This window comes from Nocardiopsis sp. NPDC055824 (genome assembly GCF_053616335.1).
This window is the reverse complement of record NZ_JBSHDN010000187.1, coordinates 1-12,414: the sequence shown is the minus strand read 5'-3', so window position 1 is coordinate 12,414 and position 12,414 is coordinate 1. Positions and strand designations below refer to the sequence as shown.

The 12,414-nt window shown below is 70.8% G+C and carries 15 protein-coding genes; 9 read left to right on the top strand and 6 right to left on the bottom strand.

Features of this window, described 5'->3' with window-relative positions:
- Positions 1–63: 63 nt before the first annotated feature.
- The 3 genes from ACWGL3_RS26275 to ACWGL3_RS26265 all read right to left on the bottom strand — a co-directional run bounded on the left by ACWGL3_RS26275 (position 64) and on the right by ACWGL3_RS26265 (position 1,901).
- Positions 64–264: a hypothetical protein gene (locus tag ACWGL3_RS26275; protein WP_267949033.1), complete on the bottom strand. Its 201-nt coding sequence runs from the start codon at positions 262–264 to the stop codon at positions 64–66.
- Positions 265–512: 248 nt separating this feature from the next.
- Positions 513–1,457 carry an EamA family transporter gene (locus ACWGL3_RS26270; protein ID WP_267949034.1) on the bottom strand — a complete coding sequence of 315 codons (945 nt, stop codon included), beginning with the start codon at positions 1,455–1,457 and terminating at the stop codon, positions 513–515.
- Positions 1,458–1,463: 6 nt separating this feature from the next.
- Complete coding sequence (locus ACWGL3_RS26265; RefSeq protein WP_452461909.1) at positions 1,464–1,901, bottom strand: hypothetical protein; 438 nt, start codon at positions 1,899–1,901, stop codon at positions 1,464–1,466.
- 133 nt (positions 1,902–2,034) lie between these two features.
- On the opposite strand from ACWGL3_RS26265, the gene ACWGL3_RS26260 reads away from it, so the two are divergent.
- Complete coding sequence (locus ACWGL3_RS26260; protein WP_267949036.1) at positions 2,035–2,724, top strand: RICIN domain-containing protein; 690 nt, start codon at positions 2,035–2,037, stop codon at positions 2,722–2,724.
- A 55-nt stretch (positions 2,725–2,779) separates the two neighbouring features.
- On the opposite strand, the gene ACWGL3_RS26255 is transcribed toward ACWGL3_RS26260, so the two are convergent.
- The 3 genes from ACWGL3_RS26255 to ACWGL3_RS26245 all read right to left on the bottom strand — a co-directional run bounded on the left by ACWGL3_RS26255 (position 2,780) and on the right by ACWGL3_RS26245 (position 5,427).
- Positions 2,780–3,577, bottom strand: coding sequence for an inositol monophosphatase family protein (locus ACWGL3_RS26255; protein WP_344182367.1), 798 nt, complete (start codon positions 3,575–3,577; stop codon positions 2,780–2,782).
- 66 nt (positions 3,578–3,643) lie between these two features.
- A complete protein-coding gene (locus tag ACWGL3_RS26250) occupies positions 3,644–4,489 on the bottom strand; it encodes an ABC transporter permease (protein WP_452461908.1) in 846 nt (281 codons plus the stop codon).
- A complete protein-coding gene (locus ACWGL3_RS26245; RefSeq protein ID WP_452461907.1) occupies positions 4,486–5,427 on the bottom strand; it encodes an ABC transporter ATP-binding protein in 942 nt (313 codons plus the stop codon). The genes ACWGL3_RS26250 and ACWGL3_RS26245 overlap by 4 nt, the downstream gene beginning before the upstream one ends.
- 296 nt (positions 5,428–5,723) lie before the next feature.
- Between ACWGL3_RS26245 and ACWGL3_RS26240 the strand changes: the two genes are divergently transcribed.
- From ACWGL3_RS26240 to ACWGL3_RS26205, 8 genes are read left to right on the top strand one after another with little or no spacing between them, the layout of a single operon-like run.
- On the top strand, positions 5,724–6,500 hold the full coding sequence (locus ACWGL3_RS26240) for a helix-turn-helix transcriptional regulator (protein WP_267949040.1): 777 nt from the start codon (positions 5,724–5,726) through the stop codon (positions 6,498–6,500).
- Positions 6,501–6,519: 19 nt separating this feature from the next.
- Positions 6,520–7,932 (top strand): Fe-S cluster assembly protein SufB, encoded by a 1,413-nt coding sequence (sufB, locus tag ACWGL3_RS26235; protein WP_267949041.1) that lies wholly within the window; start codon positions 6,520–6,522, stop codon positions 7,930–7,932.
- A 1-nt stretch (position 7,933) separates the two neighbouring features.
- Positions 7,934–9,094: a Fe-S cluster assembly protein SufD gene (gene sufD, locus ACWGL3_RS26230; RefSeq protein ID WP_267949042.1), complete on the top strand. Its 1,161-nt coding sequence runs from the start codon at positions 7,934–7,936 to the stop codon at positions 9,092–9,094.
- Complete coding sequence (locus ACWGL3_RS26225; RefSeq protein WP_267949043.1) at positions 9,087–9,422, top strand: non-heme iron oxygenase ferredoxin subunit; 336 nt, start codon at positions 9,087–9,089, stop codon at positions 9,420–9,422. Before sufD ends, ACWGL3_RS26225 begins: the two co-directional genes overlap by 8 nt.
- Before the next feature lie 9 nt (positions 9,423–9,431).
- Positions 9,432–10,193, top strand: a complete 762-nt coding sequence (gene sufC / locus ACWGL3_RS26220) for a Fe-S cluster assembly ATPase SufC (RefSeq protein ID WP_267949044.1) — start codon at positions 9,432–9,434, stop codon at positions 10,191–10,193.
- Between the two features lie 3 nt (positions 10,194–10,196).
- Entirely contained in the window at positions 10,197–11,498 is a 1,302-nt protein-coding gene (locus ACWGL3_RS26215) for a cysteine desulfurase (RefSeq protein ID WP_267949045.1), read from the top strand.
- A 19-nt stretch (positions 11,499–11,517) separates the two neighbouring features.
- The gene (gene sufU, locus ACWGL3_RS26210) at positions 11,518–11,994 is read left to right on the top strand and encodes a Fe-S cluster assembly sulfur transfer protein SufU (protein WP_267949046.1); all 477 of its coding nucleotides are present in this window, start codon (positions 11,518–11,520) and stop codon (positions 11,992–11,994) included.
- Positions 11,994–12,371 (top strand): metal-sulfur cluster assembly factor, encoded by a 378-nt coding sequence (locus tag ACWGL3_RS26205; protein ID WP_267949047.1) that lies wholly within the window; start codon positions 11,994–11,996, stop codon positions 12,369–12,371. The genes sufU and ACWGL3_RS26205 overlap by 1 nt, the downstream gene beginning before the upstream one ends.
- Positions 12,372–12,414: the final 43 nt, after the last annotated feature.

Sequence of the window (12,414 nt, the reverse complement as noted above, 5' to 3'; positions counted from 1 at the left end):
GGGGCGTGCCCCCGGGCGCACGAACCGCTCCCCCGAACCGGGACCCGGTTCAGGAAACAGGCATTAGCGGTTGTAGTTCGCGATGCACTGGTTGAGCAGGTTCAGGTCCAGGTTGATCAGACCGAGGAAGCTCTGCTGGCTGGTGCAGGCCTCGTACGCCTCGATGTCCGAGCCCTTCTCGCCCGCCAGGGCGGCCCCGGTGCCCATGCCGAGGAGTCCGGCGGCGAACAGAGCGGTCATGGTGATCTTGGCAGCGGTGCGCATTGCTTCCCTTTCGAGAGCGAATATTCGAAGAGGTCGGCCGACCCACCAGGACTGATAACCGTTTGATCACGTTCGGAAACGCAGAGTAGTCAACCAGGTTCTCCAAGGTGGGGTCGCGGGGGGTCTCCGCGGTCGCGATCTTGTCAGTGTCATGGCAGCTCAAGACACCTTTTTCGTAAGTGATTACGAGAGGTGTCGGGTAACTGAAAATCTTGACAGGAGAACCGGGTCGAACCGCCGTGCGGGTCTCAACCCCTCCGGTGGTCCTCCGGCGGGGACGGGGCGGGCGAGCCGCCGCGCGTCCGTCCGCCGCGCTCGCGGGCGGAGGTGCGGGTGGAGCCGGCGCTGGCGACGATCACGCACCCCACCGCGAACCACTGCCAGGGCGAGAGCAGTTCGCCCAGCAGGACGAGCCCCACCACCGCGGCCGCGGCGGGCTGCAGGCTCATCAGCACGCCGAACACCCGGGGCGGCATCCGGCGCAGCGCGTTCAGTTCCAGGGTGTAGGGGACGATCGAGGAGAGCACGCCCACCACCAGGCCGAACAGCAGCAGCCGCCAGTCCAGCAGGGCGGCGCCCCCCTCCGCGATCCCGGCCGGGGCCATGATCACCACGCCGACCACGCTGGCGAACGCCAGGCCGGAGGCGCCGCTGAAACGCTGCCCCGTGGCCGCGCTGAGCAGGATGTACCCCGCCCACGCCACCGCCGCGAGCACCGCGAACAGGATGCCCAGCGGGTCCATGGAGCCCGACTCCAGGCCCAGCGCCACCACGCCCAGCCCGGCCAGCCCGGCCCACAGGAGGTCGATCCTGCGCCGTGAGCCCAGGATCGCGATGGCCAGCGGTCCGAGGTACTCGATCGTCACCGCGATCCCCAGCGGGATGCGCGCGAACGCCTGGTAGATGAGGAAGTTCATCATCGCCAGCGCGACGCCGTAGCCGACCACCACCAGCCAGTCGGTCCGGCTGCGGGCCCGGAGCGCGGGACGGACCAGCAGGACCAGGAGCACCGCCGAGGTGAGCAGCCGCAGCCACACGACGGCGGCCGGGGGAAGCTCCTCGAACAGGTTCTTGGCCACGCCCGCGCCGGTCTGCACGGAGACGATGCTGACCATCACCAGCCAGACCGGCGGTATCGCCTCCGCCGCGGTCCGCAGGGAGAAGGGTTCCTTGGGGGTGGCCGGGGTGCTCATGGGTATTCATCCTACGTTTTCGGTTCTCCGCTCGGCCTCCCCGCCCTCGTCCCGGCGGCCCTCCGGTCCCGCGGTCCCCGCACGCGCGCGCGACCTCCGGGGTTCCGCATGCGCCCCGGCGGCCGGGACCACGGGCGGGACGGCGGGCGGGCGGTGGATCACGGCGGTCAGGACCAGCAGCCAGGCCACCACCACGACCAGGGGCTGGAGCAGGGTCATGACCAGGCCGAACACCGTCCTCTCCGCCTGGTCGGTGAGGATCTGCAACCCGATCCACAGGAACGGCAGCGCCGCCGCCACGAGGTTCGTCACCAGGGCGGCCCACACCAGCCCCCGGCGGGCGGGCGGGCGCCACACCAGCAGTGCGCCGCCCGCCACGAGCAGCATGAGCGGCGGTCCGAGGTACCGGACCACGATGAACCAGGGGACTCCGATGGCTTCCATGGCGGGACCCTATCGAGGCCCGCCCCGGCGGGAGGTCGAGGGCGAACGTGCGCGAAGTACGTCAAGTGGTGTCAAATAGTGCGGGGCCGTGGCCGACACGGCCCTCACCCGTCGCCCGCTGGAGTGTCCTCACATGTCCCGACGCCGAGCCCGCAGTGCCCCCCGTGTCCAGGAACGGCACGTGCCGACCTGGCCGGTCTTCGTCGGAGCGCTGGCGCTCGTCCTCGTCGCCGTCATCGGCGGCTACACGGGCGGCCTCCTCGCCGCCGGCTCCGGAGAACAGGAGGAACCGGGGATGGACGTGGTCTCCGGCATCCTCGTCGAGCCCTCCGGCGCGCCGGAGGAGACCGGGGAGCCCGAGGAGGAAGAGGAGTACGTCCACCCCGCCGGGATGGACCCCTCACTCGCCTACGTCCTCCAGAACGTGCACGGCGACCGCGTCGCCGACGTCGCGGGCGCCTCCACCGACAACGGGGCCCCCGTCCACCTGTGGGACCGCCACGACGCGGAGAACCAGCAGTGGAGGTTCGTCCCGCTCGACGAACAGGGCTTCTACGAGATCGAGGGCGTCGGCAGCGGCAAGGTCCTGGAGGTCGCGGCCGACCCCGCGCAGCCCGCCGCCACGCTGCTCACCCGCACCGGGGCGCCCAACCAGCACTGGTCGGTGGTCGAGGTCGGCAGCGGCGTCGTCCGGCTGGTCAACCGGGCCACGGGCCGCGCCCTCGAAGGGCAGGGCGGCGCGCCCGACAACGGCACGGCGATCGTCCAGGCGCCCGACGGCTCCCACGCCCACCAGCAGTGGCGCCTGCTCCCCATGGGCTGATCCGCGACGGGCCCCCGAGGCCCGGACGGCCCCGCGGCGACGCCCCGGTCCGGTGTCAGCCGACGAGGAGCGACCGGGCGGTCTTCCAGCACTCGTCGTCGGAGGCGCAGAGCAGGCCCACGGCGTCGTCGCCCGGACGGTACTCGCCGCCGTCCGGGCGCAGGCACACGCCTCCGGCCTCGGTCAGCATCAGGGAGCCGGGGGCGTGGTCCCAGGGCAGGGTCCTGTGGAACAGCAGGAAGTCCTGCCCGCCCTCGAACAGGAGCGGGTAGTCCACCCCGACGCAGTGCGAGCCCGGTCCCATGGACGCGAAGCGTGTGGCGGCCTCCTCCACGCGCCGCTTCGCGGCGGGGGCGAGGAACCGCGTCGCGGCCGAGCCGTGCAGGCGGGCCGGATCGGCCGGTGCGGGCTCCCGGCGCACCCTCACGCCGTCGCGCCAGGTGCCGGACCCGCGCTCCGCGACGTAGACCCGGTCCTCGGTGGGGCGCAGGATCCATGCCGCGACGGTCTCGCCGTGGCGCACCAGGGCGGCCATCACCGCGAAGCGCGTGTCGCCCCGGACGAAGTTGCGGGTTCCGTCGACCGGGTCGACCAGCCACGCCACGGGCTCCCCGTACAGGGCGCGGAGCAGGCCGGGGTCGTCCGAGGCGGCCTCCTCGCCCACGACCGGCGCCGCGACGACGTCGCGCAGGCGGGCGCCGATCAGCTCCTCGGCCTCGCGATCGGCGACCGTGACGAGCTCGCCGGGGGCCTTCTCGGTGACCTCGCCCTCGGACAGGGACCGGAAGCGGGGGAGGACCGCCGCCTCCGCCGCCTCGCGGAGGATCTCGGTGACCGCGTCGACGTCGAGCATGCGCCCCATCCTAGGAGCGGCGGGCGCGGGCGCGGGGACCGCCCCCTCCCGGGAGGCCCGCGGGCGTCACTCCCAGCGGAAGAGGCGGCTGGCGAGCAGTCCGCAGACGAGGGCCCACACGGCCAGGACCGCGAACGCGCCCCAGCCCGGCAGGGACCCGTCCGCGAGGACGGTCCGCAGGCCCGAGCTGAGGGCGGCGACCGGCAGCAGCGAGGCGGCCTGCTCCAGCGGCGCGGGGAAGCTGCTGGTCGGGAACAGCACGCCGCCCAGTCCGAGCATCAGCACGTACACCAGGTTGGCCCCGGCCAGGGTCGCCTCCGCCCGCAGGGTGCCGGCCATGAGCAGGCCGAGCGAGCTGAACGCGGCGGTCGCCAGCAGCACCAGGGCGACCGCCGACAGCACGCCCGCCGGGTCGGGGTCGGGGGACCAGCCCAGGGCCAGCGCCACCGTGCACAGCAGCGCGATCTGGATGGCCTGCACGCCCAGGACGGCCAGCGTCTTGGCGGCCAGGAGGCCGAACCGGGACAGCGGCGTCGCCCCCAGGCGCTTCAGGACCCCGTAGCGCCGCTCGAAGCCGGTGCCGATGGCCAGGCCGGTGAACGACGTCGACATCACCGCCAGCGCCAGGACGCCCGGCGTGAGGGCGTCGACGCGGGGGCCCGGGCCCACGTCCAGGACCGAGGTGAGGCTGAAACCCACCAGCAGGAGGACGGGGATGACCATGGTCAGCAGGAACTGCTCGCCGTGGCGGAGCATCACCCGCAGTTCCATGCGGGCCTGCGAGGCGACCATCCGCCACATGGGCGCGGCCCCGGGCGCAGGGGTGAACAGCGAGGCGCCGCCGCCCCGGGAGGGGGTGGTCGGGGGGGCGTCGGCGGCCCGCGTGGTGGTGCTGGAGGTGTGCTCGGTCATTGGTCGCGCAGTTCCCGGCCCGTGAGTTCGAGGAAGACGTCTTCGAGGGTACGCCGTCGCACGCGCAGGTCCTCGGCGAGGACGCCGGCCGACGCGCACCATGCGGTGACCGTGGCCAGGAACTCCGGACCGAGCGCGGCGGCGTCGTCGGTGGTGACCACGTACTCGCGGCGGCCGTCCGCGGTGGCGCCGTCGGCGACCCTGCTGCCCTCGGGCAGGGCGGCCAGGAGCGCGGAGGAGTCCACGGGCGTGCTGGAGAAGCACACCTCGCGGCGCCCCTCGGTGAGCGCGGCCGGCGCGCCCTCGGCGACCACGGCGCCGCGGTCGATGATGACCACGTGGTCGGCCAGCCGTTCGGCCTCCTCCATGTGGTGGGTGCTCAGGATGACCGCCACGCCCGCCTCGCGCAGGGCCGACACCAGGTCCCAGGTGGCCATGCGCGCCTGCGGGTCCAGGCCCGCCGTCGGCTCGTCCAGGAACACCAGTTCGGGCCGTCCGACCACGGCGCAGGCCAGGGAGAGGCGCTGCTGCTGGCCGCCGGACAGGCGGCGGAAGGGGGTGGCGGCCACGGAGTTCAGCCCCAGCCGCTCCATGAGGAGGGCGGGGGCGATCGGGCTGGCGTGGAAGGAGGCCATCAGGTTCAGCCACTCCGCCGCGCGGGCGCCGGTGGGGACCCCGCCGGACTGGGGCATCACCCCGACGCGGGGCTTGAGGGCGGTGGCGTCGGCCACGGGGTCCAGGCCCAGGACCCGGACCCGCCCGCCGTCGGCGCGACGGAAGCCCTCGCAGATCTCGATGGTGCTCGTCTTGCCCGCCCCGTTGGGGCCGAGCAGGGCCGTCACCGCACCCCGGCGCGCGCTGAACGTGAGGCCGGAGACTGCGGTGGTGGCGCCGTAGCGCTTGACCAGGTCGACGACCTCGACCGCGGCTGTGTCCATGGGGCCTGAGTTTACGTGCGGCCGGGCGGGGCCCTTCACCGCCCCGCTCGGGGAGGAGCCGCCGAAAACTCGGGAGGTCCACATCCTGGTCGTGCGGTATCAACATGCGGGCAACCCGGATCGTCCCGGCCCCTCGCGCGGTGGCGACCTCGGGTTTCGGGAGCATGAACCCGCTGTTAGGCAAGCCTGACCTTCGTGATGAAGGGCATGGAGCGGCGTTTGCCTCAACGGACTTATTTAGGCCACACTGATGTTGTCAAAACCACGAGCTGCGTACGACGAGGGAGGGGAGCGCCGTGCCCGAGGCGACCAGTGTGCCCCGTGCCCTGGCCGGACCCGACCGCGGGGCCGAGACCGGCACCCGCGCCCGCGTCGCGCGGCTCATCCTGGAGAAGGGCCCGATCACCGCATCCTCCCTGGGGGAGCGGCTCGGACTCACTCCGGCGGCGATCCGCCGCCACCTCGACAACCTGACCGGTGAGGGCATGGTCGAGGCCCGCGACGCCCGGCCCCACGGCGGACAGCGCCGCAGGGGCAGGCCCGCCAAGGTCTTCGCCATCACCGAGGCCGGGCGGGACGCCTTCGTCCACGCCTACGACGACCTCGCCACCAGCGCGCTCCGCTTCCTGGCGGAGACCGCCGGGGACGGGGCCGTCGGCGAGTTCGCCCGCAGTCAGGTCGCCGATCTGGAGAGGCGCTACAGGCCCCTGCTGGACGCTGTCCCCCCGGAACAGCGCGTCCGGCTCCTGGCCGAGGCACTCTCCAACGACGGTTACGCCGCCACCGCGGGCCGGGCGCCCGCACCCGGCGGCGGTGACCAGCTGTGCCAACACCACTGTCCGGTCGCCCACGTGGCCGCGGAGTTCCCGCAGCTCTGCGAAGCCGAGGTCGAGGCCTTCTCACGACTTCTGGGCACCCCGGTGCGCAGGTTGGCCACCATCGCCCACGGCGACGGTGTGTGCACCACGCACGTCACCCCTCGGGGCGACGTGGCGGGCGGGGACAGCCAAACCCCCGCGTCAGAGGCCATCCGCCAGGGGGCGGGCGGCTCAGTTCACCACAAGGACACCTGAGTCCTGGAGGAGTCCGCGCATGACGTCTATCGCGCATCCCGAGCTCGAAGGGATCGGAAACTATGAGTTCGGCTGGTCCGACTCCGACAAGGCGGGGGCTACCGCCCGCCGCGGCCTGAACGAGGAGGTCGTCCGCGACATCTCCTCGAAGAAGGACGAGTCGGAGTGGATGACCAAGCTCCGGCTCAAGTCCCTCAAGCTCTTCGACAAGAAGCCCATGCCCAACTGGGGCGCGGACCTGTCCAAGATCGACTTCGACAACATCAAGTACTTCGTGCGGTCCACGGAGAAGCAGGCCACCTCCTGGGAGGAACTGCCCGAGGACATCAAGAACACCTACGACCGGCTCGGCATCCCCGAGGCGGAGAAGCAGCGCCTGGTCTCCGGTGTCGCCGCGCAGTACGAGTCCGAGGTCGTCTACCACCAGATCCGCGAGGACCTGGAGGAGCAGGGTGTCATCTTCCTCGACACCGACACCGCCCTCAAGGAGCACCCGGAGATCTTCGAGGAGTACTTCGGCTCGGTGATCCCGCCCGGCGACAACAAGTTCGCCGCGCTCAACACCGCGGTGTGGAGCGGCGGGTCGTTCATCTACGTGCCCAAGAACGTGCACGTCGAGATCCCGCTGCAGGCCTACTTCCGGATCAACACCGAGAACATGGGCCAGTTCGAGCGGACGCTGATCATCGTCGACGAGGGCGCCTACGTCCACTACGTCGAGGGCTGCACCGCGCCGATCTACAAGTCGGACTCGCTGCACTCCGCGGTCGTCGAGATCATCGTCAAGAAGAACGCCCGCTGCCGGTACACGACCATCCAGAACTGGTCGAACAACGTCTTCAACCTGGTCACCAAGCGCGCCATCGCCGAAGAGGGCGCGACCATGGAGTGGATCGACGGCAACATCGGCTCCCAGGTGACCATGAAGTACCCGGCCGTGTACCTCATGGGCGAGCACGCCAAGGGCGAGACCCTGTCCATCGCCTTCGCGGGCGAGGGCCAGCACCAGGACACCGGTTCCAAGATGGTGCACTGCGCTCCCAACACCTCGTCCACCATCGTCTCGAAGTCGGTGGCACGCGGCGGGGGCCGCGCCTCCTACCGGGGCCTGGTGCAGGTGCAGGAGGGCGCGCACAACGCGAAGTCCTCGGTCAAGTGCGACGCGCTGCTGATCGACACCGTCAGCCGCTCGGACACCTACCCCTACAACGACCTGCGCGAGGACGACGCCGAGCTCGCGCACGAGGCGACCGTCTCCAAGGTCAGCGAGGACCAGCTCTTCTACCTGATGAGCCGGGGCATGAACGAGGACGAGGCCATGGCCATGATCGTGCGCGGGTTCGTCGAGCCCATCGCGCGCGAGCTGCCCATGGAGTACGCGCTGGAACTGAACCGGCTGATCGAGCTTCAGATGGAAGGAGCGGTTGGTTAAGTTGACCGGCCCCAGCATCGAACCCAAGGCCCACAGCCACGGCCTCGGGGACATCCCGTTCTCCAAGTTGGCGACCCACGGGTCGTTCGACGTGAACGACTTCCCCGTCCCCAACGGCCGCGAGGAGGAGTGGCGCTTCACGCCCGTCCGCCGCCTCAAGGGCCTGCACGACGGCACCGCCGTCGCCGGCGGCGCCGACAAGCTCGACATCGACGCCCCCGAGGGCGTCACCGTCGAGACCGTCGGCCGCGGCGACGCCAGGCTCGGCACCGCGGGCTTCCCGGCCGACCGCGTGATCGCCCAGGCCTACACCTCCTTCGAGGAGGCCACGATCGTCACGGTCGCCAAGGGCAAGGCCCTGGAGCAGCCGGTCGTCATCAACCGGGAGGCCCAGGGCGGCACCCGCTTCGACCAGTACGTCATCGACGTCGAACCGCTGGCCGAGGCGATCGTCGTCCTCAACCAGACCGGTACGGGCATCCGTGCGGGCAGCGTGGACATCCACGTCGCCGAGGGCGCGCGCCTGACCCTGATCAGCGTGCAGGACTGGGACCGCGACGCCGTCGACGTGTCCCAGCACAACGCGCAGGTCGCCAAGGACGCCACGTTCAAGTCGATCGTGGTCACCCTCGGCGGCGACCTGGTCCGGCTCTCCCCGAAGGTGGCCTACAAGGGGCGCGGCGCCAACGCCGAGCTCCACGGCCTGTACTTCACCGGCGACGGCCAGCACCACGAGCACCGCTCGCTCATCGACCACAACATGTCCAACACCCGGTCCCGGGTGGAGTACAAGGGTGCGCTGAGCGGCAAGGGCGCGCACGGCGTGTGGATCGGTGACGTGATCATCGGCGAGGGCACGACCGGCACCGACTCGTACGAGCACAACCGCAACCTCCAGCTCACCGACGAGACCCGCGTCGACTCGGTGCCCAACCTGGAGATCTTCACCGGCGAGGTGGAGGGCGCCGGCCACGCCGCCGCCAGCGGCCGCCTCGACGACATCCACCTGTTCTACCTCCGCTCGCGGGGCATCCCGGAGGACGAGGCCCGCCGCCTGGTCATCCGCGGCTACTTCCTCGAGCTGATCAACCGCATCCCGGTCGGTGAGCTGCGCGAGGGGATCATGGACAAGGTCGAGCGCAAGCTGGCCGAGCATGAGTGAGGGCACTCGCTGGGTGAAGGTCGCCGAGCTCGCCGAGATCCCCGAGGAGGGGGTCCTCGGCGTCGAGACCGACGACGAGACACCCATCGCGCTGGTCCGCTCCGAGGGTGAGGTGTTCGCCGTGCGGGACGTGTGCTCGCACGCCGAGGTCCGCCTCTCCGAGGGCGAGGTCGAGGACGGCACCATCGAGTGCTGGCTGCACGGCTCCTGCTTCGACCTGCGTTCGGGGGCGCCGATCAACCCGCCCGCGACCCAGCCGGTTTCCACCTATGACGTGAAGATCGACGGCGACGACGTACTCGTGTCGTTGGACGAGAAGAATTCCTGAGGCTTTGACATGACGAAGTTCGAAATCCGCGGTCTGCGTGCCGACGTTCTCATCGGTGAGAACGAGAGGCAGGAGATCCTCAAGGGCGTCGACCTGACCATCAACTCCGGTGAGACCCACGCCATCATGGGCCCCAACGGATCCGGCAAGTCCACCCTGGCCTACGCGATCGCCGGCCACCCGCGCTACGAGATCACCGAGGGCGAGGTGCTCATCGACGGGGAGAACATCCTCGACATGAGCGTGGACGAGCGCGCCCGCGCCGGCGTGTTCCTGGCCATGCAGTACCCGGTCGAGGTGCCCGGCGTCTCCATGTCCAACTTCCTGCGCAGCTCCGTCACGGCGGTGCGCGGCGAGGCCCCCAAGCTCCGGCAGTTCTCCAAGGAGCTCCAGGGCGCGATGAAGGACCTGTCCATCGACTCGGCCTTCGCCGCCCGCGGCGTCAACGAGGGCTTCTCCGGCGGTGAGAAGAAGCGCCACGAGATCCTCCAGCTGGAGCTGCTCAAGCCCAAGGTCGCGATCCTGGACGAGACCGACTCCGGCCTGGACGTCGACGCGCTCAAGGTCGTCTCCGAGGGAGTCAACCGCGCCAAGGCCGACGGTGAGATGGGCGTCATGCTCATCACGCACTACACCCGCATCCTCAACTACGTGAAGCCGGACTTCGTCCACGTCTTCGCCCAGGGCCGCATCGCCGAGTCCGGCGGGCCCGAGCTGGCCGACGTGCTGGAGGCCGACGGCTACGAGCGCTTCGTGAAGGTGGGCGCGTAACCCATGACGACAGTCCGCGAGTTCGGTCGGGCCGACGCCGGTCCGCTTGACGTCGCGGCGCTCCGGGAGGACTTCCCGATCCTCTCCCGGACCGTCCGCGACGGGCGTCCGCTGGTGTACCTCGACTCCGGGGCCACCTCGCAGAAGCCCCGCCAGGTGCTCGACGCCGAACGTGAGTTCTACGAACGCCACAACGCGGCGGTGCACCGTGGTGCGCACCAGCTCGCGGAGGAGGCGACCGACGCCTACGAGTCGGCCCGGGAGACCATCGCCCGGTTCATCGGCGGCGACGCCGGCGAGGTGGTGTTCACCAAGAACGCCACCGAGGCGATCAACCTGGTGGCGTACGCCATGGGCAACGCCGCCACCGCCGACGAGGGACTGCGCGGCTTCCAGGTGGGTCCCGGTGACGAGATCGTCGTCACCGAGATGGAGCACCACGCCAACCTGGTGCCGTGGCAGGAACTCTGTCGGCGCACCGGCGCGACGCTGCGGTGGTTCCCGGTGACCGGGGAGGGCCGCCTCGACCTGTCCGGCATCGGCGAACTGGTCAACGAGCGCACCCGCGTGGTCGCGTTCACGCACCAGTCCAACGTGCTGGGCACCGTCAACCCGGTGGCGCCCGTCGTCGCCCGCGCCCGCGAGGTCGGCGCCCTGACGGTCCTGGACGCCTGCCAGTCGGTTCCGCACATGCCGGTGGACGTCACCGAGCTGGGCGTCGACTTCCTGGCGTTCTCCGGGCACAAGATGCTCGGCCCCAACGGCATCGGCGTCCTGTGGGGCCGCCGGGAGCTGCTGGAGGCGATGCCGCCGTTCATCACCGGCGGATCGATGATCGGCGTCGTCCACATGGAGTACTCCACGTGGGCGGAGCCGCCGCAGCGGTTCGAGGCCGGCGTGCCGATGGCCCCCCAGGCCGTCGCCCTCGCCGCGGCCTGCGACTACCTGTCGAAGGTGGGCATGGACCGGGTCGCCGCGCACGAGCACGAACTCACCGAGTACGCGCTCGAGCGGGTGGGCGCGCTGGAGGGCGTGCGGATCATCGGTCCCACCGAGGCGGTCGACCGCGGCGGCGCGGTGTCGTTCGTCGTGGACGACATCCACCCGCACGACCTGGGCCAGGTGCTCGACGACCGGGGCGTGGAGGTCCGTGTGGGCCACCACTGCGCCTGGCCGCTGCACCGCACACTGGGGGTCCAGGCGACCACGCGCGCGTCCTTCTACCTCTACAACACGCTGGAGGACGTGGACGCGCTGGTGGGGGCCATCAGGGACGCCCAGGGGTTCTTCGGAACCCGGCCCTAGAACGAGGAACAGCCTGACCATGCAGCTGGACGCGATGTACCAGGAGATCATCCTGGACCACTATCGGAACCCGCACCACAAGGGGCTGCGGGATCCGCACGACGCGGAGGCCCACCACATCAACCCCACCTGTGGGGACGAGGTGACGCTCCGCGTGGCGCTGACCCCGGCCGAGGGCTCGGCCGGGCTCGACGAGAAGGCCGTCGTCAGCGACGTCTCCTACGAGGGGATGGGCTGCTCGATCAGCCAGGCCAGCACCTCGGTGCTGACCGACCTGCTGATCGGACGGACGGTCGCCGAGGGCATGACCACCCTGGACGCCTTCACGGAGCTGATGCAGTCCCGGGGCAAGGGTGAGCCCGACGAGGACGTCCTGGAGGACGCCGTGGCGTTCGCCGGGGTGTCCAAGTACCCCGCGCGCGTCAAGTGCGCCCTGTTGGGCTGGATGGCGTGGAAGGACGCGGTGTCGCAGTCCATGGAGAAGGAAGGCGTCTGATGAGCGAGAACGAGACGACAACGGCCGAGGCTGCCGAGGCCCCCGAGACCGCGCCCCTCTCCCCGGAGGCGGAGGCGCTGGCCGAGGAGATCGGCGAGGCGCTCAAGGACGTGATCGACCCCGAGCTGGGCGTGAACGTCGTCGACCTGGGCCTGCTGTACGGGGTGAGCGCCGACGACCAGGTCATCACCCTGGACATGACGCTGACCAGCGCGGCGTGCCCCCTGACGGACGTGATCGAGGACCAGGCCAACAGCGCCCTCGACGAGTTCGAGCGCGAGGTCAAGATCAACTGGGTCTGGATGCCGCCGTGGGGTCCGGACAAGATCACCGACGACGGGCGGGACCAGCTGCGCATGCTGGGCTTCAACGTCTGAGGCATCACGGATGACCGCGCGGCGGGCCGGGACCACGGGTCCC

Bases quoted from the DNA above. Each gene is read 5' to 3' on its own strand.
- ACWGL3_RS26225 (WP_267949043.1), top strand. From the start codon at position 9,087: ATGAGTGAGGGCACTCGCTGGGTGAAGGTCGCCGAGCTCGCCGAGATC.
- ACWGL3_RS26260 (WP_267949036.1), top strand. From the start codon at position 2,035: ATGTCCCGACGCCGAGCCCGCAGTGCCCCCCGTGTCCAGGAACGGCAC.
- ACWGL3_RS26275 (WP_267949033.1), bottom strand. From the start codon at position 264: ATGCGCACCGCTGCCAAGATCACCATGACCGCTCTGTTCGCCGCCGGA.
- ACWGL3_RS26270 (WP_267949034.1), bottom strand. From the start codon at position 1,457: ATGAGCACCCCGGCCACCCCCAAGGAACCCTTCTCCCTGCGGACCGCG.
- sufU (WP_267949046.1), top strand. From the start codon at position 11,518: ATGCAGCTGGACGCGATGTACCAGGAGATCATCCTGGACCACTATCGG.
- ACWGL3_RS26265 (WP_452461909.1), bottom strand. From the start codon at position 1,901: ATGGAAGCCATCGGAGTCCCCTGGTTCATCGTGGTCCGGTACCTCGGA.
- sufC (WP_267949044.1), top strand. From the start codon at position 9,432: ATGACGAAGTTCGAAATCCGCGGTCTGCGTGCCGACGTTCTCATCGGT.
- ACWGL3_RS26250 (WP_452461908.1), bottom strand. From the start codon at position 4,489: ATGACCGAGCACACCTCCAGCACCACCACGCGGGCCGCCGACGCCCCC.
- sufB (WP_267949041.1), top strand. From the start codon at position 6,520: ATGACGTCTATCGCGCATCCCGAGCTCGAAGGGATCGGAAACTATGAG.
- ACWGL3_RS26255 (WP_344182367.1), bottom strand. From the start codon at position 3,577: ATGCTCGACGTCGACGCGGTCACCGAGATCCTCCGCGAGGCGGCGGAG.
- ACWGL3_RS26215 (WP_267949045.1), top strand. From the start codon at position 10,197: ATGACGACAGTCCGCGAGTTCGGTCGGGCCGACGCCGGTCCGCTTGAC.
- ACWGL3_RS26245 (WP_452461907.1), bottom strand. From the start codon at position 5,427: ATGGACACAGCCGCGGTCGAGGTCGTCGACCTGGTCAAGCGCTACGGC.
- ACWGL3_RS26205 (WP_267949047.1), top strand. From the start codon at position 11,994: ATGAGCGAGAACGAGACGACAACGGCCGAGGCTGCCGAGGCCCCCGAG.